The organism is Enterococcus hermanniensis (assembly GCF_001885945.1).
In the GTDB taxonomy this organism is placed as follows: Bacteria; Bacillota; Bacilli; order Lactobacillales; family Enterococcaceae; genus Enterococcus_A; species Enterococcus_A hermanniensis.
Window position 1 is genome coordinate 1 of sequence record NZ_JXKQ01000008.1, and the last position, 19,245, is coordinate 19,245.

The 19,245-nt window shown below is 32.7% G+C and carries 17 protein-coding genes and 1 pseudogene; all 18 read left to right on the forward strand.

Features of this window, described 5'->3' with window-relative positions:
- Positions 1-987, forward strand: a pseudogene (locus RV04_RS13260) (hypothetical protein); the annotation flags it as partial.
- 202 nt (positions 988-1,189) lie between these two features.
- On the forward strand, positions 1,190-2,581 hold the full coding sequence (locus RV04_RS09445) for a sugar transferase (protein ID WP_071858217.1): 1,392 nt from the start codon (positions 1,190-1,192) through the stop codon (positions 2,579-2,581).
- A 14-nt stretch (positions 2,582-2,595) separates the two neighbouring features.
- The gene (locus tag RV04_RS09450; RefSeq protein ID WP_071858218.1) at positions 2,596-3,636 is read left to right on the forward strand and encodes a glycosyltransferase family 2 protein; all 1,041 of its coding nucleotides are present in this window, start codon (positions 2,596-2,598) and stop codon (positions 3,634-3,636) included.
- A gap of 14 nt (positions 3,637-3,650) precedes the next feature.
- Positions 3,651-4,523, forward strand: coding sequence for a LicD family protein (locus RV04_RS09455; RefSeq protein ID WP_071858219.1), 873 nt, complete (start codon positions 3,651-3,653; stop codon positions 4,521-4,523).
- Positions 4,524-5,225 carry an IspD/TarI family cytidylyltransferase gene (locus RV04_RS09460; RefSeq protein WP_071858220.1) on the forward strand — a complete coding sequence of 234 codons (702 nt, stop codon included), beginning with the start codon at positions 4,524-4,526 and terminating at the stop codon, positions 5,223-5,225.
- 10 nt (positions 5,226-5,235) lie between these two features.
- Positions 5,236-6,291: an NAD-dependent epimerase/dehydratase family protein gene (locus RV04_RS09465; protein WP_071858221.1), complete on the forward strand. Its 1,056-nt coding sequence runs from the start codon at positions 5,236-5,238 to the stop codon at positions 6,289-6,291.
- Complete coding sequence (locus RV04_RS09470) at positions 6,291-7,268, forward strand: glycosyltransferase family 2 protein (protein ID WP_071858222.1); 978 nt, start codon at positions 6,291-6,293, stop codon at positions 7,266-7,268. Before RV04_RS09465 ends, RV04_RS09470 begins: the two co-directional genes overlap by 1 nt.
- A 13-nt stretch (positions 7,269-7,281) precedes the next feature.
- Positions 7,282-8,694 carry an O-antigen ligase family protein gene (locus RV04_RS09475; RefSeq protein ID WP_071858223.1) on the forward strand — a complete coding sequence of 471 codons (1,413 nt, stop codon included), beginning with the start codon at positions 7,282-7,284 and terminating at the stop codon, positions 8,692-8,694.
- Positions 8,691-9,536 (forward strand): LicD family protein, encoded by an 846-nt coding sequence (locus RV04_RS09480; RefSeq protein WP_071858224.1) that lies wholly within the window; start codon positions 8,691-8,693, stop codon positions 9,534-9,536. The genes RV04_RS09475 and RV04_RS09480 overlap by 4 nt, the downstream gene beginning before the upstream one ends.
- Positions 9,537-9,658: 122 nt before the next feature.
- Entirely contained in the window at positions 9,659-10,639 is a 981-nt protein-coding gene (locus RV04_RS09485; protein ID WP_071858225.1) for a glycosyltransferase, read from the forward strand.
- A 16-nt stretch (positions 10,640-10,655) separates the two neighbouring features.
- Positions 10,656-12,080 carry a lipopolysaccharide biosynthesis protein gene (locus RV04_RS09490; protein WP_071858226.1) on the forward strand — a complete coding sequence of 475 codons (1,425 nt, stop codon included), beginning with the start codon at positions 10,656-10,658 and terminating at the stop codon, positions 12,078-12,080.
- 129 nt (positions 12,081-12,209) lie between these two features.
- Positions 12,210-13,160, forward strand: a complete 951-nt coding sequence (locus tag RV04_RS09495) for an NAD-dependent epimerase/dehydratase family protein (protein ID WP_071858227.1) — start codon at positions 12,210-12,212, stop codon at positions 13,158-13,160.
- 69 nt (positions 13,161-13,229) lie between these two features.
- Entirely contained in the window at positions 13,230-14,180 is a 951-nt protein-coding gene (locus RV04_RS09500; RefSeq protein ID WP_071858228.1) for a glycosyltransferase family 2 protein, read from the forward strand.
- Positions 14,181-14,860: 680 nt separating this feature from the next.
- On the forward strand, positions 14,861-16,003 hold the full coding sequence (mltG, locus tag RV04_RS09505; protein ID WP_071858323.1) for an endolytic transglycosylase MltG: 1,143 nt from the start codon (positions 14,861-14,863) through the stop codon (positions 16,001-16,003).
- Between the two features lie 96 nt (positions 16,004-16,099).
- Positions 16,100-16,579: a transcription elongation factor GreA gene (greA, locus tag RV04_RS09510; RefSeq protein ID WP_071858229.1), complete on the forward strand. Its 480-nt coding sequence runs from the start codon at positions 16,100-16,102 to the stop codon at positions 16,577-16,579.
- A 131-nt stretch (positions 16,580-16,710) separates the two neighbouring features.
- Complete coding sequence (gene liaF, locus RV04_RS09515) at positions 16,711-17,433, forward strand: cell wall-active antibiotics response protein LiaF (RefSeq protein WP_071858230.1); 723 nt, start codon at positions 16,711-16,713, stop codon at positions 17,431-17,433.
- Complete coding sequence (locus RV04_RS09520; RefSeq protein WP_071858231.1) at positions 17,430-18,485, forward strand: sensor histidine kinase; 1,056 nt, start codon at positions 17,430-17,432, stop codon at positions 18,483-18,485. Before liaF ends, RV04_RS09520 begins: the two co-directional genes overlap by 4 nt.
- Positions 18,486-18,563: 78 nt before the next feature.
- Positions 18,564-19,196 (forward strand): response regulator transcription factor, encoded by a 633-nt coding sequence (locus RV04_RS09525; protein WP_071858232.1) that lies wholly within the window; start codon positions 18,564-18,566, stop codon positions 19,194-19,196.
- Positions 19,197-19,245 lie beyond the last annotated feature (49 nt).

The following is a 19,245-nucleotide window of genomic DNA, read 5'->3' on the forward strand; positions in this document are numbered from 1 at the left end:
AATCAATATGTCACAGTCAATAAGAGTAATTGGACAATTTGGCAAGATTTTGATTTCAAAAGTGGAAGATCCACTAAAAATTTAAATACAAAAACTTATAAAGTTACAGGCTGGTATCGACACTACAATGGCTCAAAATATTTATCTTTATATGATAATAATGGAAAATGGCAGGGCTATTTGAATGAAGGCGCAGCTGCTTCCGTATCTGGAGCTCAAGGAACAGGTTTTTCAACGAATAAGTCAGTCCTAGTTATCAAAAATGGGTATTCAATTTGGAATAACTTCAATTGGAGTGAAAAAACACGAACCAATTCGCTGATTAATAAAACGTATCAGGTAAAATGGTATTACAAACACATAAATGGATCGACATATTATTCCTTATATGAATCTAATGGCAAATGGTTTGGTTATGTAAATAGTGACGCAGTGCGAGAACGCAAGGGTACGGCAAGCTACCTAGGGACAACTCGCCAACGCGTGGTCAATGAATTGACTGCTCATCAAAATGATCGTTTCTATTTTGGTACTCCTTATCGCGGATTATCTTCTAGTAATCCAGAACCTTTTTTGAGTCCCTATGGAGCACCGAACGCTTACGGTCCGGGGATGAATTGTACTGGATTTGTAGCTTGTGTGATGCGCCGAAGTGGTGGAAACCTAAACCGAATTTCAGGTATCACTCAAGGATGGGGGAGCTATGCCAATGCTTATAATTGGCGAGATGCTTTGATGAGGAATACTGAATATTACACTTTTAGTTCAGTCGATGCCTTACTAAAAAGTGGAAAAGCACAAAAAGGAGATATTATTTATTTTGATCCTGTATGGACGGATATAAATTACGATTGTCATATCGGAATTTTCTGGGGGAATAGCTCAAACGAAAATCGAATTTGGCATCAAGTATTGGCTGGAAACATGACTTCAAATATTTTTTCTGGAACAAGATTTTCTAAAATTTATTTGTTTCCTCAAGATTAATGCTGAACTGAATAATTTAAATGGTCTAGTTTAGTAGCTAAGTAAATCAATTTTGAAATGGAATGGATAAGTAGTCAAATGAAGAATTTTGACTACTTTCTGTTCTTTTCTTTTTCGTTACTTTTGTTAGGCAACGCTACTTTTTTTTTAGGCTATATGGTAAGATGTGTAATGGATTATTTTGTGGATTAGGAGTGTTTATATGAATAAAAATGGTGAATGGAGTGCGGCACGTCGGATAATTATTATTCTGATGGATGTGATTGTCTATAATGTCTCTATTTATTTTAGTTTTTGGCTGAAGTTTGGGGGAACCATTCCTGAAAGAAACTTTCAAACCTTTGAAAGTTCAGCGTTGTTTATTTCAATTTTCTTCATTATATTAAATGTACTATTGGGGACGTACGTATTTTATAATCGGATTGTCAGCGATATTGTTTTTGTCACTGTCATCGGGCAATTCTTGATGTCATTAGGTATTATGATCATTACATTCGCAGGTCGTTGGTTTGCATTTCCAAGAATGGTTATCTTGATTTCGTTCTTTTTAGGAACAGTACTACTGATCGTTTATCGAACGATTATCTATAAAGCGTATATGAAATTTGGTGCCGATAAAAATGTGACGATCATCGGATTTGAAAAAGAAGTTGCGCCAGCTATTCAAAATTTCAGTTCACAAAAAAACAATAAGCATAAAATACAATCAGTGGTGTTAGACCACTTTTATAAAAATCTAGAAAAAATTATTGATGAGGTTGATATTGTTTATTTGGCATCAGAAATTGATGAAGCTGAAAAATTGAAAATTTATCAACTTGCCATCAAAAAAGAAAAAAAATTATTTTTGAATACAACATTTGAAAACTTAGTAACGATTAATCCAAACATTATGAATTTTGAAGATGAGAGTATCATCGAATCTTCTGGATTTAAGATTCCTTCTGAAGATGCTACTCTTAAACGTTTATTCGATATTGTTGTTTCATTAATTTTATTAGTGATCGCATCGCCTTTTATGTTGATTACAGCAATTTTGGTCAAAGCAACATCTCCTGGACCAATTATTTATAAGCAAATTAGAATCACACAAGATCAAAAAGAATTTCCAATTTACAAATTTCGTTCAATGAGCGCTACTGCAGAATCAAAATCGGGTCCGGTCTTAGCTAAAAGTAATGATGCTCGTGTGACACCTGTAGGGAAATTTATTCGTGCAGTCCGTTTTGATGAATTACCACAATTGATCAATGTCTTAAAAGGCGATATGTCGATTATCGGACCTCGTCCTGAGCGCCCTTTTTTTGTTGAGCAATTTAATGCCGAAAATCCTTACTACTATTTGCGTCATAATGTACGAGCGGGAATAACTGGTTACGCCCAAGTATATGGAAAGTATGCTTCTGATTATAATAGTAAATTGAAATTTGATTTGTTGTATATCAAGAAATATTCTTTCATGTTAGATTTGAAAATTCTATTACAAACAATCAAGATTTTATTTGATAAAGTTTCTTCACAAGGTTTAGAAGAAGATGAAATCTGTACATCGTTAGATAAGATAGATTTTCCAAAAGAAAAGGTTTTACAATAATCTGAGGTGAAAACATGCTAACTCCCAAATTTAGCATCATTATTCCTGTGTTTAATGCTGCTACGACGATCGCTAGAACAATCAATGTTTTAAAAGAGTTAGATAATAATAATTTTGAGGTATTACTTGTTAATGATGGATCGACTGATGATACAAGAGAGGTACTAGAACAATGCATTTCCTTAGATAGTCGTTTTCAAGTGTTGGATAAAAAAAATCAAGGTCCTGGCATTGCTCGTAATTATGGAATAGAACATGCGAAAGGGGAATATTTACTTTTCTTTGATGCAGATGATTATCCCCAAAAAACGATTTTACAAGATTATGAAAAAATTATTTTGGCTAATTCTGCTCTTGATCTAATCATTAGTTCGTTTACTTTTAGAACATTGGATAAAGAACAAGTAGCAGATGAAAAAAATTATTTAGTAAATGACTATGTTTATGAAACGAATCAGGAATTCCTAGCGGACATGTATGAATTAATGAACCAACAATTAATGTATGTTGTCTGGAATAAGTGTTATCGCCGAGATATTATTCTAAAATATGCTATTCGATTTAAAAATTATCGTAGTTGTGAAGATCGAATATTCAATTTAGATTATTATAAATATTGTTCTAAGATCGTAATGAATCCTAAGATTGAATATATATATGAATTTGAAGGTGGAGCAGGTATAACCAATCAATATAACGAAAATAAATTTAAGACATTTAAAGAGTTTTATGAGCGCAGTAATTCAATTACAAATGATGAACACAAGGAGGGAATGGCTGCACTATTACTGAAAGGTACTACGTCAGTCATTTTTTCAATTTTAGCGACTAATAAGTTGAATAGGCAACAAAAAGCAGCCGCAGTAAATTCCATATTGAAAGATAGCACTATCATTGAGGCTAAGAAAATTGCTAAAACAGATACCACAGCAAAAAAAATTACTAAGTTGTTATTCAATATGCCGAACCCAGTAGTGAGAACGGTATTGACTACAGGATCTTTTGTTGAAAACAAAATGCCGGGAATTATGGCGATTTTAAAGAGAAAGTATTAAAGTTGAGGGTCGATATGTATAGTAAAGATGAACAATTGCAGCAAGTACAAAATAAAAGTCTACACCTTGCGAAATACTTTTATGAATTTTGCAAAAAGAATAATTTATTGTGCTATTTATGTGGTGGTGGTGCTATAGGTTCAATCAGGCATGAAGGATTTATCCCTTGGGATGATGACTTAGATTTTTTTATGCCAAGAAATGATTACATTAAATTGATGGAACTATGGAAAACTCAAGAAGATAATTCAAAGTATGTATTGTTAAGAGCCAGCAAAGAATATAATGATAGAAATTCTTTCACTACATTGAGAGATGCAGATACTACTTTTATCAAAACTTATCAGGATGATTTAGATATTTGCCATGGAATACAAATTGATATTTTTCCTTTAGATGTAGCACCTGAAAAAAACTATCAAAGAAAAATCCAGAAATTTTGGGCAACAGTCTATGCAATTTATTGTAGTCAACAAGTACCTCAAAATCATGGGGAGATAGTTACTATGTTAGGCAAAGTACTGCTAGGGGTAGTTCCTGGAAAAGCTAATAAGTATCGCTTATGGAAATTTGCAGAAAAAAAAATGACTAGGTTTAATTCTAAAAATACTGGATGGGTAACTGAATTATGTGTTGGTCCTAGATATATGGGGAATATCTATCCCAAAAATGATTTTTCTAGCGCTAAAATTGTACCTTTTGAGGATACTGAGTTACCAATACCTATAGGCTATGATAATTATTTAAAAAAAGTATTTGGTAATTATATGGAACTTCCTCCTGTAGAGCAGCGTTTGGCTCATCACGAGACAGTATATATAAATCCAAATAATTCATATAAAAAGTATAAAGGCACCTATTATTTAGTAAATAAGGAGGATAAATAAGTGATCACAGCATTAATCATTGCCGGCGGGGTCGGAAAAAGAATGGGGCAAACTATTCCCAAACAATTTATTACAATTGATGGGAAACCAATTATTATCTATACGTTGGAATCATTTGAACAGCATCCAATGGTCGACCGAGTTTTGGTGGTATGTAAACATGGATGGGAAGATACCTTGTGGGGGTATATTAAAGAATACGGACTTAAGAAAGTACAATGGATTATTCCTGGAGGATCAAAAGGTCAAGAATCAATTAATAATGGCGTTCAATTTTTGAAGGAGCACTCTAAGGATGACGATACAATAATTATTCATGATGGAATTCGTCCGTTGGTGGATGAAATTGTTTTATCTGACGTAATTGTAAAATCTCAAGAATTTGGTAATAGTGTAACATCATTACCATATAATGAACAAATTTTTGTAAAATATACTGAAGAGACCACTAAGCAATATATTGACCGGAATACATTACGTCGGGTTTCAACACCCCAAGCGTATCAATTTGGTAAATTATCTTGGGCGTATGATAAAGCTGTTAAAGAAAATATTGGAATGTCTGATTCTTCTTATACGAATACAATGATGGTAGAGTTAGGAGAGACCCTATACTTTGCGGCAGGTTCGGATAAAAATATAAAATTAACTACTCAAGATGATTTGGAACTATTTAAAGCATATTTGAAGATGAAAGATTAGAGGTGGAAATGTGTTACTAGAAAATGAAACCTATCTGGCTGAGTTAGACAGAGTAAATTTTGCGAAAAATGACTGGAATAAAATTGATAATCATTCATTTTTAATTATTGGTGCAACAGGTATGATTGGTTCTTACATGGTTGATGTTTTAATGAGAAGAAATGAGAAATCAAATGCAAATATCCATGTCTTTGCGATGGGTAGAAGTATAGCACGCTTAGAGAATCGATTTTCGATATATCTGGATTCTAATTTTTTCCACTTGTTAGAAGCGGATGTCACTCAAAAAATTATGTTAGATGCTAAAGTAGATTATATTTTTCATGGAGCTAGTAATACACACCCTAGAGCGTACACAACAGATCCAATTGGAACTATCATGACTAATTTAATGGGTACACAACAAGTTTTGGACTTTGCTGTTAATAATCAATCTAAGCGAGTTGCTTTCCTCTCGACTGTTGAAATATATGGTGAAAACAGAGGAGATGTAAAAAAATTTTCTGAGGATTATTGTGGGTATATTGATTGCAATACATTGAGAGCCGGCTATCCCGAAGGTAAGCGTGCTAGTGAGAGTTTGTGCCAAGCGTATATGGCTAAACATAATTTAAATATTGTGATTCCAAGAATTTGCCGTACGTTTGGTCCAACAATGCTATTAAATGATTCAAAGGCTTCCTCGCAATTTATTCTTAATGCAGTCAATAATGAAGACATCGTGTTAAAAAGTGAGGGCAATCAGTATTTTTCGTATGCTTATGTGGGTGATGTTGTTTATGCATTACTTTATCTATTAGCTATTGGTGAAAATGGAGAGGCTTATAATATTGCTGTAGAAGAATTTAATTTACATTTAAGGGATTTAGCAAGTGAATTAGCTGCATTAAATCAAAAAACAGTAATTTTTGATCTTCCAGATGAAGAAGAGCTTAAAGGATTTTCAACTGCTAGTCAAGCTATTTTAGCATCTGAAAAGATTGAAGCGATCGATTGGAAACCAATTTTTGGGTTGAAAGAAGCTTTAGAAAATACAGTTGAATTAATCAGAAATGAGCGAGTTTAATGTGTGAGATAAGTATTATTGTGCCAGTATATAACGTAGAAAAATATTTAAAAAAATGTGTTGATTCAATTTTAGCTCAAACATTTACTGATTTTGAGCTAATTTTAGTGGATGATGGTTCACCTGATAGTTCAGGAACTATTTGTGATGAATATGCTATGAAAGACTCTCGGGTCAAAGTAATTCATAAAGAGAATGGTGGATTAAGTAGTGCTAGAAATGCAGGAATAGATAGTGCTAAAGGTAAATATCTAGGTTTCATTGATAGTGACGATTATATTGCTGAAGATATGTATGAACTTCTTCATAATAATATTGTTAAGGAAGAGGCAGATCTATCAATCTGTGGTATCTACCATGTTTATGAAGGAAAGAAACCTAGTGAAAAGAAAAAAAAATATTTGATTCTTAATCGTGATGAGGCTACTGTGCTAATTTTTCATGGAAATCAAATTTCTGATCATGCGGTAAATAAATTATATAAAAAGTCGATTTTTTCTGAGTTGAGATACCCTCAAGGAAAATATCATGAAGATTCTTTTACTATTGTAGGAATCCTTGATAAATGTGAAAAGGTTGTTGTAGATACGAGGCAAAAATATTATTACTATCATCGTGATGATAGTATTACAAGTCAGACTTTTTCAAAAAAACATTTAGAATATATTGATGCTTGGGAACAAAATGAAAAAAAAGTTTCAGGTCGAACAAAAGAAATTGAAGAGGCAGCTCATCAACGAGTTTGTTTTGCTAATTTTTTAGTACTAGATAAGATTGTAAATGCTAATTTGGAAAACCAAATTTCGGAAACAAAAGAGATTGTTCGATATTTACGTTCTAATTTTAGTTTTATAATGAAAAACTCAATTTTTACAAAAAATAGAAAAATATCGATGTTGCTATTAATGATAAGCGTTAGATTGTATAGTGTACCATCAAAAATACAAAAGCATTATATAACAACTGTAAACAAGTAAACGGAGTGTCGTCATGCAAACAAAAAAATATAAAATAAATATTATTGAAATCTACATACTTTTTTTATTACTAGCTTATTTGCTTAGAACTATAGGTGCTTATAGTTTGGTTCCCACAAGAATTGACTCTTTGGTCTTTACTTTTGCCGGATTAGTTGGCGAAATTTTGTTCATTAGTCAATTATTAAAAGTTTTAAAACAACGAAATTTTAAGTATTACAATTGGTTGCTTATAGCCTTTTTAACGGTGCTTTTTCTATCAACAATAGTAAATTATAAATTTAGTCCTATAGGAAATATTAAAGTTTTAGCTTGGCAAGCCATTTTCCTGTTGATGATATATTCGACCATTTTTCACGATTTCAATAACCAGCTATTTTTTGACATCTTCCGAAATATCATTGTTATATTTGGTTTTTTTATGTCCATTGTCTCTCTGGCAATGTTTGCTATTCGCTTTTCTTATTCTACAGGGTTAGAAAACAAGCAAAATCCATTGAGAATTGGAATTGTAGAAAATCGATTATTTGGGTCTTATACTGATCCAAATTATGCAGCTGTTATGGCGGTTGTGATTATTATCTTGTCTCTTTACTACTTACTAGGTTATCAAAAACTAAAAACAGGGTTACGTCTTTTCTATACCGCTAATATTATTATTCAAATAATGTATATTGGTCTTTCAGGATCAAGAAATGGTTTAATAGTTTTAACATTAGTTACATTTACTTTTATTTTTTTCAAGTTATTTCATAGCGTGAAAACTAAAGCTTATAATATATATATCCGAGTTATAATAAGCCTAATATTGGCTATGTTTTGTGCTGCAATGAGTTTTGTTGTGGTAGATCAGACAAAAAATTTACTTGCAAAAACGCCTGCAATTACCGCTTTTGATGGTAGTAAATTTTTGAAAAAAGAGAATGATAAAAATATAAATCATGATAAATCAGTGAGTTTGGTAAGAAAAGATGTTTCAGATAGTTCAGATGTTTCTAATTTGAGGTTTACAATTTGGAAAAGTGCTGTGGATATCTTCAAAGAAAACCCCCTTTTAGGTGTTCCACCCAAATCATTACATGAATATGCAGAAAAAAAAATGCCAACTACGTATTTAGCAAAAACAAAATTAGCAGTCCACAATGCATATATAAATGTTTTGGTGTCCACCGGTACTATTGGGGCAATAATTATGCTAATCTTTTTACTAAAAGCGATAGTAAATTCAATAATAAGTGCGTTTACTAGAGATATTTTTTCAAAAAATTCGCACGGTTATCATTTATTAGCGGTTTTAACATTATTCTTATCTGGTTTTTTCCACAATGAAATGTTTTTAATGGCAACAAGTTCTGCTTTAATTTTTTGGGTTTTTTTAGCCTCTGTTCAAGCAAAGAATGAATTAATAAAGGAGGATAAAAATTGAAAGAAATTGGAATTTCTGAAGTTCAAGAAATAGCATTAGATATTTTACTATATATTGATAAAATCTGTCGAGAACATGAGATTAAATATTCAGTTTTTTATGGTAGTTTGATTGGGATTGAACGTCATAAAGGATTTATTCCGTGGGATGATGATATTGATATTGTTTTACTTCGTTCCGAATATGAAAGACTTATGGAAATTCTAAAAGTACAAGATAATAACTATACTCTTTTAGAATTTAAAACTAGAGAAACTTATAGGTATCCTTTTGCAAAAGTAGTTGATACTAGGACAAGTGTTAAAACAAAACAATTATTTAATGGTGAAGAAAAAGATTTAGGTGTTTTTGTCGATATTTTTCCTTTGGACACTATTCCTAAGAACCAAGCAGAGCAAAAACGGCATCATGATATTGTTGAAAAGTATCGTTTAAATATGATGGATTCACTCAAACTTTGCTATGCTAGATCATATTCTAAAATTAAAAGTTGTATTAAATTGATAGTTAGGTTTCCAAGACATCTTTCACTTATTCAAAAAGGTGGATATAAATATTGGCGTAATCTATATGAAACTACAGCGCAAAAATATAGTGCTGGGGATTCAAATTATTGTGGCTACATGGAATTTACTGATATTGATTGGGGAGTATTTCCTAAGAGTTGGTTTGAGGATGTTGAAGATGTAAGCTTTAAGGGTCATTCTGTAATGGCTATTAAAGCAAGACGTGAGTTCTTAGAATTAAGATATGGGGATTATATGAAAATGCCGCCTATTGAAGAAAGAAAAACACATCATCCATATATTTTTTATAAAGTGAATAACTGTTCGGAAAATTAAAAGTGATATAACTATCTATACCGCATTTGACCAGTTAGATCAAATGCGGTATTTTATTACTCGGATATTAACTTGAGTCGGAATATTAGGATAGATGTGAGCGGTTAGAAAAGAGGGATACTATGGTAACTACTAAAACATCAGTTGTAATGGCAACCTATAACGGAGAGAAAAATATTTTACAACAGCTAGAATCTTTAAAAAATCAAACAAAACATGTTGATGAAGTCCTGATTAGAGATGATTGTTCAACAGATTCTACTGTTGAAATCATTCAGAACTATATAGAGAAAAATAACCTTATAGATACTTGGACCTTAGAATTGAATAAGCAAAATGTTGGTTGGCGAAAAAATTTTATTGAATTATTAAAGTCTGCTAAGGGAGATATTATTTTTACTAGTGATCAAGATGATGAATGGAACCCTAGTAAAATAGAAATAATGGCAAATATTTTTACAAATAATCAGAAGGTAAAAGTTCTAGTATCCGATTATACCGAACTAGTTGAAAAAGGCGGATTGGCTGAAAAACTCAAAAAAATTGATACGGTTAAAAGTACTAACAAAGAAGAATTGGTCGTTTTTAATGCTAACAATATATATTTAAGAAGACCAGGTTGTGTTTATGCAGTAAGAAAAAACTTCATTCCCAATGTTCTAGAGTATATAGAAGGAACTAAGAATCCTGTTCATGATCAAGCGATGTGGGGTAGTGGGATTTTAAGTGATGGTCTTTATGTAATTCATGAGAATCTGATTTCTTGGAGAAAACATGGTCTTAGTTCTTTCAAAAAAGAAATTGATAAATCTGAAAAAAATACTCCCTATATAAAAAGATTAAATGATTTAAAGCGTAGATATGATCGTTTAACAGGAGCTTTGAACTATTTAAAAAGAAACCAATTTGTTTTGAATTATGATTTGAAAGAAAAATTTCTTATAGATTCATTAGAAGAATTAAATATGCGAATTTCTATTTTAAGTAAAAAACAGTTTAATTTAATCATTAAAGCATTTTTTAAATATAAAACTAAATTTTACTTTTTTTCAGATATTTTACATCTTTATAAATTCAATTCTTCTTTCAAACAATTTAAATAATAAGGATGGAAAAATTGTGAATAATAAAGCTAAATCGGTTATTAAAAACTTGTACTATACAGTTGCTGCTAATTTTGCAACTTTAGGTATATCAGTTTTGTTAAATTTATTTGTACCTAAACTTTTAGGAGTTACAGAGTATAGTTATTGGCAATTATATGTGTTTTATTCTTCCTATGTTGGTTTTTTACATTTTGGTTGGATTGACGGAATTTATTTAAAAATTGGCGGGGAAGAATATGATGATTTAGATAAGGAATTACTGGGATCTCAATTTTGGTATTTAATGATTTTTGAGACACTGCTATCTTCATTAGTAATTGTTTGGTCAGTATTCTTTATGCCTCAAACAAACAAGTCATTAATTTTAATTTTGACAGCTGTTGTTTCAATTATCACTATAATGAAAACATTTATTCTATATATTTTCCAGTCAACTAATAGGATTAAAGAGTACGCCCAATTATCAAGAAACGATCGCTATTTATATGTAATTTTTATCGGGATATATTTTTTATTTGGTGGTCGAGATTTTTATTGGTTAATCATAATGGATATTTTGTCTAAGCTAATTTTGACATTATGGGGTATTTTCCGCATTAAGGATATGTTTCCAAAAAAAATTCGTCCTTTAAAAAATACTATTGGGGAAATATTCTCTAATATAAATATTGGTAGTAAATTATTACTTAGCAATATTGCTAGTATGTTAATTCTCGGAACAATCAGATTTTTTGTCCAACAGAAATGGTCAATTGAAGTTTTTGGTAAATTGTCTTTTACTCTAAGTATATCTAATATGTTTTTAACTTTTGTTAACGCAGTCGGAGTGGTTATGTTTCCCTTATTAAGACGTACAAATCAGGAAAAACTTCCTAAATTATTCATTACTTTACGTAATATTTTTGTTCCAGTAACTTATGGAATTCTATTATTTTATATTCCAGCAAAATTAGTTTTGGGAGCCTGGTTACCAGAATATAAGGATAGCTTAGTTTATATGGGGATTTTATTTCCAATCGTGGTTTATGAAGGAAGAATGTCATTATTGATAAACACATATCTAAAATCTTTGAGGAAGGAAAAAACAATTTTACTAGTCAATGTGGTTACTTTAGTAACATCTCTTTTGATGTCTCTGTTTGTAATTTTCATAGTTGGTAATTTAACTATGTCAGTCGGGCTAATAATTTTTTGTTTAGCATTAAGATGTAATCTTGCAGAGTATTACTTGTGTCAAATTATGGATATAAAATTTGGTTATAGAACAATTTTAGAGACTACAGTAACTATTTTATTCATAGCGAGCAATTTAATATTTGAAGGGTCAATTATGAGTTTAATTATGTATGGAATTTGTTATCTAATATATCTATTGCTAATTCATCGCTCTATAATTACTAGTGGGAAAAATTTTTTGAAATTAATAAAAGATAACTAGTAAAGATAGAATGTGATACAAACATTTTTTGTATTACATTTTTATAGTTTTTTTCATTTCTAAATGATAAACTTACTTAAGTGGTTGCTTGAACTATAAGTCTATAATAGACAGAATGAGGTAGTTTTTATGTATAATTATTTAATCACTGGTGGTGCTGGTTTCATAGGTTCCACTTTGGCTAATCATTTATCTAAAGAAAATACTGTAGTGGTAATTGATGATCTATCAATGGGAAAGAAATCAAATTTAAAAAAATCCGATAATTTGAATTTTATTAACGGATCTGTCACAGATAAAAACCTGATGACAAAAATCATCTCAGAAAATAAATTTGATTATATTTTTCATTTAGCAGCAATTGCTAGTGTGGCTGACTCTGTTGAACGCCCAGTAGAAACACACCAAATTAATTTTGAAAGTGTTTTGATGTTATTGGAACTGGTTAGAAAATACCAAAAGAATTTAAAACGTTTGGTTTTTAGTTCTTCTGCGGCTGTTTACGGAGATGAACCTACACTACCAAAGAAAGAAGAATCAGTAATTCGACCACTTACTCCTTATGCAATAGATAAATTTGCTGCTGAACAATATGTATTGGACTACAATCATCTTTATGGGGTGAATACAAGTGCAGTTCGTTTCTTTAATGTTTATGGACCAAATCAAAATCCAGAATCACCTTATAGTGGTGTTATCTCTATTTTAGTTGATCGATATAAAAAATTGAAAAATGGAGAGAAGACAGAATTTACTTTGTTTGGTGATGGGACTCAATCAAGGGATTTTGTATTTGTAGAGGACGTCATTCAAGCATTATTGTTAGTGGCTAGTAAAGAAGCAGCTTTGGGTAAACAATTTAATGTTGGGACAGGGAATGCTTTGTCGTTGAAGGAATTGATTGATGTGATAAATAAAATAGTCCATGTTGATTTACCTGTTAAGTACGAAGCTGAACGTGAAGGAGATATCAAAAAATCTGTTTCAGATATCTCAAGATTAAAATCACTAGGTTATCAATCAAACTTTAGTGTCCATGAAGGAATTAGAGAATATTTAATATCAGAAAATTTAGTTTAAAAAGTCGGAGCATCTCCGACTTTTTTTTGGTATCATGATAGTTAGCGTTGTAGTTAGGAGAAAATAAAAATGGACAATGAGACTATAGCAATCTTGATTCCTTGTTATAATGAAGCATTGACAATAAAAAAAGTGATCAATGATTTTCAAAGGGAATTACCAGAGGCAGATATTTATGTTTATGATAATAATTCAACAGATAATACTTATGAGATTGCTTTAAAAGAAGGAGCAATCGTTAGAAAAGAGCCCCGCCAGGGTAAGGGAAATGTGATTCGTCAAATGTTTTTTGATATTGATGCCGATTACTATTTAATGGTAGACGGTGATGATACTTATCCTGCTGAACATGCTCATGAGATGATTGCTTCATTACGAGAAGGTAAAGCTGATATGGTAATTGGCGATCGTTTATCAAATGGGACTTATTTTGATGAAAACAAGCGTGCTTTCCATGATTTTGGTAATAATTTAGTGAAAAATTCAATCAACCATTTGTATAAAGCATCTATTAAAGATGTAATGACGGGTTATCGTGGCTTCAATCGTATTTTTGTCAAAAGCTTTCCAGTAATGAGTTCAGGTTTTCAAATTGAAACAGAATTTACAATCCATTCATTAGATAAAAGATTTAAATTAATAGAAATCCCGATTGACTATAGAGATCGACCCGAAGGTAGTGAATCTAAACTAGATACTTTTTCTGATGGAACCAAGGTATTGCTAACAATCATGAAGATGTGTAAAGATTATAAACCAATGTTATTTTTCACCTCATTGAGTATCATCTTTTTTTTATTAGGTTTAATTAGTGGGGTTCCTGTGATTAATGAATTTTTCCATACAGGTTTTATTACTAAAGTACCTTCATCAATTCTTGCCTCTGGACTAATGGTTTTTGGATTACTATTATTAGTAACAGGTTTTATATTGGATACGGTCGTAACAAATGCAAAAAAAGACTATGAATTAAATCTCCATCGTCTGTATGAAGAAAATAACCAGAGGAAAAAGCTATAATTTCCTTAACTAAATAAATTTTACATTTTACTCCTCTTTTATTTCATGTATAATGGTTAAAGTTATGACATGAAGTAAGGAGGAGTTGTTTTTTGTCTGAGGATCAAAACCAACACTCGGAAGAAGGTTCTTTCAAAGAGCAGATTATGCGCGCTTTAGAAGAGGGCCGGAAAAATCGTGAAGTTGAATCAACAGAAAAAACGACTACTGTTAGTGGACGTTTAGATAAAGAAAACAAAAGTGAGGACGATGAAGAGTTAGCATCCTCCTATGAGCGTTTATTTGGCAAGAGACAAAGTAAGAATGAAAAGCAAAAAAATGAAGCCTTCAAAAAAGAATCTGCAGGTCCCTCAACATCAGTTGAAAAGCAATCTGTTAATTCACCAGTAGTTGAGCAGAAAGCACCTGTTAAAAAAGCTAGGGAAGAATCTGTAAAAGAAATAGTTGAGCCTTCAAAAAAAGCTGAAAAAAAACAGGTGGACGAAGAAAAGTCCATATTACCAAAGGTAAAAAAAGAGAAAAAAATGACTTCTCGTCATTCGAATTCTGTAAAGTCGGGGCAGGATAATTCAAAAATAATAGTTGAAGCAGAGAAAAAAACGGCTTCAAGTGAGCAGGATCAGAGGGAAGAACCTTCTATTTTTACCCGGATTGGTGAAAAATTTGATGAACTTCATCAAATGGATGCTGAATTTGAAGGCAATATAAGTGAGGAGAGTAACTTGAAACGAGCAGAACGTCGTAAAGAAGATCGAGTTGTCCATAAAATTGTTTATGTTTTAACCATCGGCATTTTGATTGTTGCAGGGATTTTAGCAATCTCTGGTTATAATTATGTGAATGCTGGATTGAAACCGTTGGATAAAAACGATAAGAAATTAGTTCAAGTAGAAGTACCTAGTGGTTCATCGAATCGACAAATTGGGGATATTTTAGAAGATGGTGATGTTATTCGAGATGGAATGATCTTTAACTTCTATACCAAATTCAAAAATCTGACCAATTTTCAAGCAGGGTATTATCAGTTTTCACCTAATATGACATTGGATCAAATCGGTAAAGAGCTGCAGCAAGGCGGTAGTGCAGAACCATTGGATGATGCTTCTAAAGTAACCATTCCTGAAGGCTATGATATTGATCAGATTGCTACTTTAGTGGCCAAAAAGACAGATTTCAAAAAAGCTGATTTCATCAAATTGATGAAGGATGACAAGTTCTTTGAAGAACTGAAAACCACATATCCAGATCTATTGACAGATGCAGGCAATGCAAAAGATGTTCGTTATCGTTTAGAAGGTTATCTATTCCCAGCGACGTATAATATCCATAAGAGCCGTAGTTTGAAAGATTTAGTTACTCAAATGGTTGATACAACGAATCAAGTAATGTCTCAATACTATAGTCAAATAAAAGAAAAAGGCATGGATGTGCAAGAAGTAATGACTTTAGCTTCCTTAGTGGAAAAAGAAGGGGTTACTGAGTCTGACCGTAAGAATATTGCCCAAGTCTTCTTCAATCGTATTGATGCAGGGATGGCCTTACAATCAGATATCTCAATTCTTTATGCTTTAGGTGAACATAAGGAAGTAGTAACAATCAAAGACACACAAATAGATTCCCCATATAACTTGTATGTGAATACAGGCTATGGTCCGGGACCATTTGATAATCCGAGTCAAGAAGCAATCTCAGCTGTCTTGAATCCAACCGATAATGACTATGTTTATTTCGTAGCGGATATCTCAACCGGAAAAGTCTATTATGCCAAGACGTATGAAGAACACATGGAACTTGTTGAAAAATATGTCAATAAAGGGCAATAAATAATTTACAATACAATCATTACGTGGTAATCTTTTGTGGATTAAATCTATAAAAGATTACCTTTCGTAATTTTGTTGACTGAAGGAGAAGAAAACATGGTAGAAAAAACGTATCCGATGACATTAGAAGGAAAAGCTAAATTAGAACAAGAATTAGAAGAATTAAAAACAGTAAAACGTGGTGAAATTATTGAACGTATCAAAATCGCCCGTAGTTTTGGAGACTTATCAGAAAACTCTGAGTACGAATCAGCAAAAGATGAACAAGCTTTTGTTGAAGGTCGTATTAATACATTAGAAAGCATGATTCGTTTTGCACAAATTATTGATACAGATAACGTTGACTCTGACGAAATCTCAATTGGTAAAACGGTTACTTTTGTTGAATTACCGGATGATGAAGAAGAAGAGTATACAATCGTAGGAAAAGCAGAAGCGGATCCGTTCTCAGGAAAAATCTCAAATGATTCACCGATTGCCCAAGCGTTGATTGGTAAGAGTGTGGGCGATGTCGTATCGATTGCTACCCCAGGTGGAAGTATGGAAGTGAAAATTACTAAAGTGTCACAAAGCTAAGAATTCCAAGAGGCGCTAGTCGCCTCTTTTCTTTTAGGCTTTTTTACGGCTGCGACTTAAGACCGATAGTATTACTGTAAGAAACCCAGTAAAATAAGAGGTGAATAAAAGTAGGTGAGGGGGAAGATAACTTGAAAAATCCATGGCGCTTTTTTTTCGTGGTAGAAGCTTTGCTAGCGATCTTTTTATTATGGCAATTATCTTCTAATCCGGCAATGCTGATCATGCTTCTCTTTGGTGGTTTGAATATTTACTTTGCCCTACGAAAACAAGAACGGCGGAAGTTCCAATTGATTTTGGGGTCAGTGATCGTGATTATTTGTTTAGTCAATAGTCCAGCTACATGGCTGATGCTTGTTTTTGCGGTTTTATTTTTAGGGCTTAAAGGATTTGAACTCGCAGGTATCTCAATGCCAAGTCATTCTTTAAAAAAAAGAAAAAGCATAGTGATGGTCGATAGCACAGAGCCAATCAGCCATAACGGAGAGCGAAAGCGGCAGGGCTGGATCGGAAATGAACGGATTGGTACTCAAGTGTTTGAATGGGATGATATCAACATCTCGATTTTAGCAGGGGACACACTGGTTGATTTAGGAAATACGTTACTTCCTAAAGAGGACAGTATCGTAATTGTCCGCAAGGGTTTTGGTCGGACGCGTATTTTAGTTCCCTATGGTGTGGGGTTAGTTTTAGAACATGCGACGTTATATGGTAAAGTCGATTTTGATGATGAACAATATATGCTGCGTAATGAGTCGTTAAAAGTATATAGCGAAGATTATGATGGAAGTCAACGGCGTTTGAAAATCATCACCAATACCTTGGTCGGAGATATTGAGGTGATTCGCGTATGACGGGAAAATATTCGCGTGTGCAGATCGCGCTTTATTCTGGGTTAGTTTCTTTTTTGTTGATTCTAAGCACATTGTTTCTGTATATGTACGCCATTGGAAAAAGAGGATTGTTTGGTCAACTGTTCGGAGCACGAATATTTTACATTCCATTGTTTATTCATATCGTGATCTTATCATTGACAGTGTGTGCGATTGTTTACTTTTTAGTCGCATTTTTAGAAAAACGCCAACTAGGAAAAATCGAAAAAAAATTACAAATTTTGGCAGCTGGAAATTATGAACAAGCGTTTTTAGATACACCGATTTCACAAAACAAAGAAATGTTGCTAGTCGATCATGATATTAAACGTATCAAAGAGAAATTGATTACGACTTCTCGGGATTTACAACAATTGAGTAGCCAACCGCAAATGATCGATGGGACAACGAAAGAAAAAATCTTAGAAGAAGAACGGCACCGCTTAGCTCGGGAATTACATGATTCGGTCTCTCAGCAGCTGTTTGCGGCGATGATGATGATGTCAGCCTTAAATGAGCAGTCACAATATTCTGAAGAGCTAGAACCGTACAAGAAACAACTAGCAATGGTTGCGGATATCATCAATGCTGCACAATCTGAAATGCGAGCGTTGCTCTTGCATTTACGCCCGATTAGTTTAGAAGGAAAAAGTCTGCGTCAGGGAATCGAGCAATTATTGAAAGAGTTACAAACAAAAATTCAGATCCAATTAAAATGGGACATCCAGGATATCTCCGTTGCTTCAAGCATTGAGGATCAGTTATTCAGAGTGGTCCAAGAACTTTTATCTAATACATTACGCCATGCAAAAGCGAATGAGTTAGAAGTCTACTTAAAAATTGTTGATCAAAATGTTTTATTGCGAATCATTGATGATGGCGTTGGCTTTGAAGCCAAAGACGAACATGCAGGAAGCTACGGACTGAGAAATATCCGTGAGCGGATTGCGAGTGTTGGTGGGACTACTAAGATCATTAGTTTTAAAGGTCAAGGAACAAGTGTTGAAATCAAAGTGCCTGTAGTAACACAGTAAAAAGGTGTTGGAATTTGTAAGTACAAACAAGTAACTATAGAATCAATGAAAATTATTAACGTCGCTAGGAGGTAAAAAATGATTCGAGTGTTATTAGTAGATGATCACGAAATGGTTCGTCTAGGTGTTTCCTCTTATTTATCAATTCAACAAGATATTGAGGTAGTGGGAGAAGCAGAGAATGGTGAAGAAGGATATGATAAAGCTTTAGTCCTACGTCCAGATGTGATTTTAATGGATTTGGTGATGGAAGTAATGGATGGGATAGAGTCAACCAAAAAAATCCTGAAAGATTGGCCGGAAGCTAAAATATTGATCGTGACAAGTTTTATCGATGATGAGAAAGTCTATCCAGCAATTGAAGCTGGGGCATCGGGCTATTTACTAAAAACATCAACAGCCCATGAAATTGCAGATGCTATTCGGGCAACTTACCAAGGTGAACGAGTATTGGAACCAGAAGTGACGACTAAGATGATGGATCAATTATCCAATCGCCATCGTCACGTATTACATGAAGAATTAACCAATCGTGAACAAGAAATTTTATTATTGATCGCTCAAGGCATGAGTAACCAAGAAATTGCGGATGAATTATTCATTACCTTAAAAACAGTCAAAACGCATGTTTCAAATATCCTGGCAAAATTGGAAGTCGAGGATCGGACGCAAGCCGCTATCTATGCCTTTAAACACGGGTTAATAAAATAGAGAGGTCATCTCTGTTTTATTAACCCGCTCTTTGTTATACTTGGATTTA

Bases quoted from the DNA above. Each gene is read 5' to 3' on its own strand.
- RV04_RS09470 (WP_071858222.1), top strand. From the start codon at position 6,291: ATGTGTGAGATAAGTATTATTGTGCCAGTATATAACGTAGAAAAATAT.
- RV04_RS09455 (WP_071858219.1), top strand. From the start codon at position 3,651: ATGTATAGTAAAGATGAACAATTGCAGCAAGTACAAAATAAAAGTCTA.
- RV04_RS09520 (WP_071858231.1), top strand. From the start codon at position 17,430: ATGACGGGAAAATATTCGCGTGTGCAGATCGCGCTTTATTCTGGGTTA.
- RV04_RS09450 (WP_071858218.1), top strand. From the start codon at position 2,596: ATGCTAACTCCCAAATTTAGCATCATTATTCCTGTGTTTAATGCTGCT.
- RV04_RS09495 (WP_071858227.1), top strand. From the start codon at position 12,210: ATGTATAATTATTTAATCACTGGTGGTGCTGGTTTCATAGGTTCCACT.
- RV04_RS09485 (WP_071858225.1), top strand. From the start codon at position 9,659: ATGGTAACTACTAAAACATCAGTTGTAATGGCAACCTATAACGGAGAG.
- mltG (WP_071858323.1), top strand. From the start codon at position 14,861: ATGGATGCTGAATTTGAAGGCAATATAAGTGAGGAGAGTAACTTGAAA.
- RV04_RS09525 (WP_071858232.1), top strand. From the start codon at position 18,564: ATGATTCGAGTGTTATTAGTAGATGATCACGAAATGGTTCGTCTAGGT.
- greA (WP_071858229.1), top strand. From the start codon at position 16,100: ATGGTAGAAAAAACGTATCCGATGACATTAGAAGGAAAAGCTAAATTA.
- RV04_RS09445 (WP_071858217.1), top strand. From the start codon at position 1,190: ATGAATAAAAATGGTGAATGGAGTGCGGCACGTCGGATAATTATTATT.
- RV04_RS09500 (WP_071858228.1), top strand. From the start codon at position 13,230: ATGGACAATGAGACTATAGCAATCTTGATTCCTTGTTATAATGAAGCA.
- RV04_RS09475 (WP_071858223.1), top strand. From the start codon at position 7,282: ATGCAAACAAAAAAATATAAAATAAATATTATTGAAATCTACATACTT.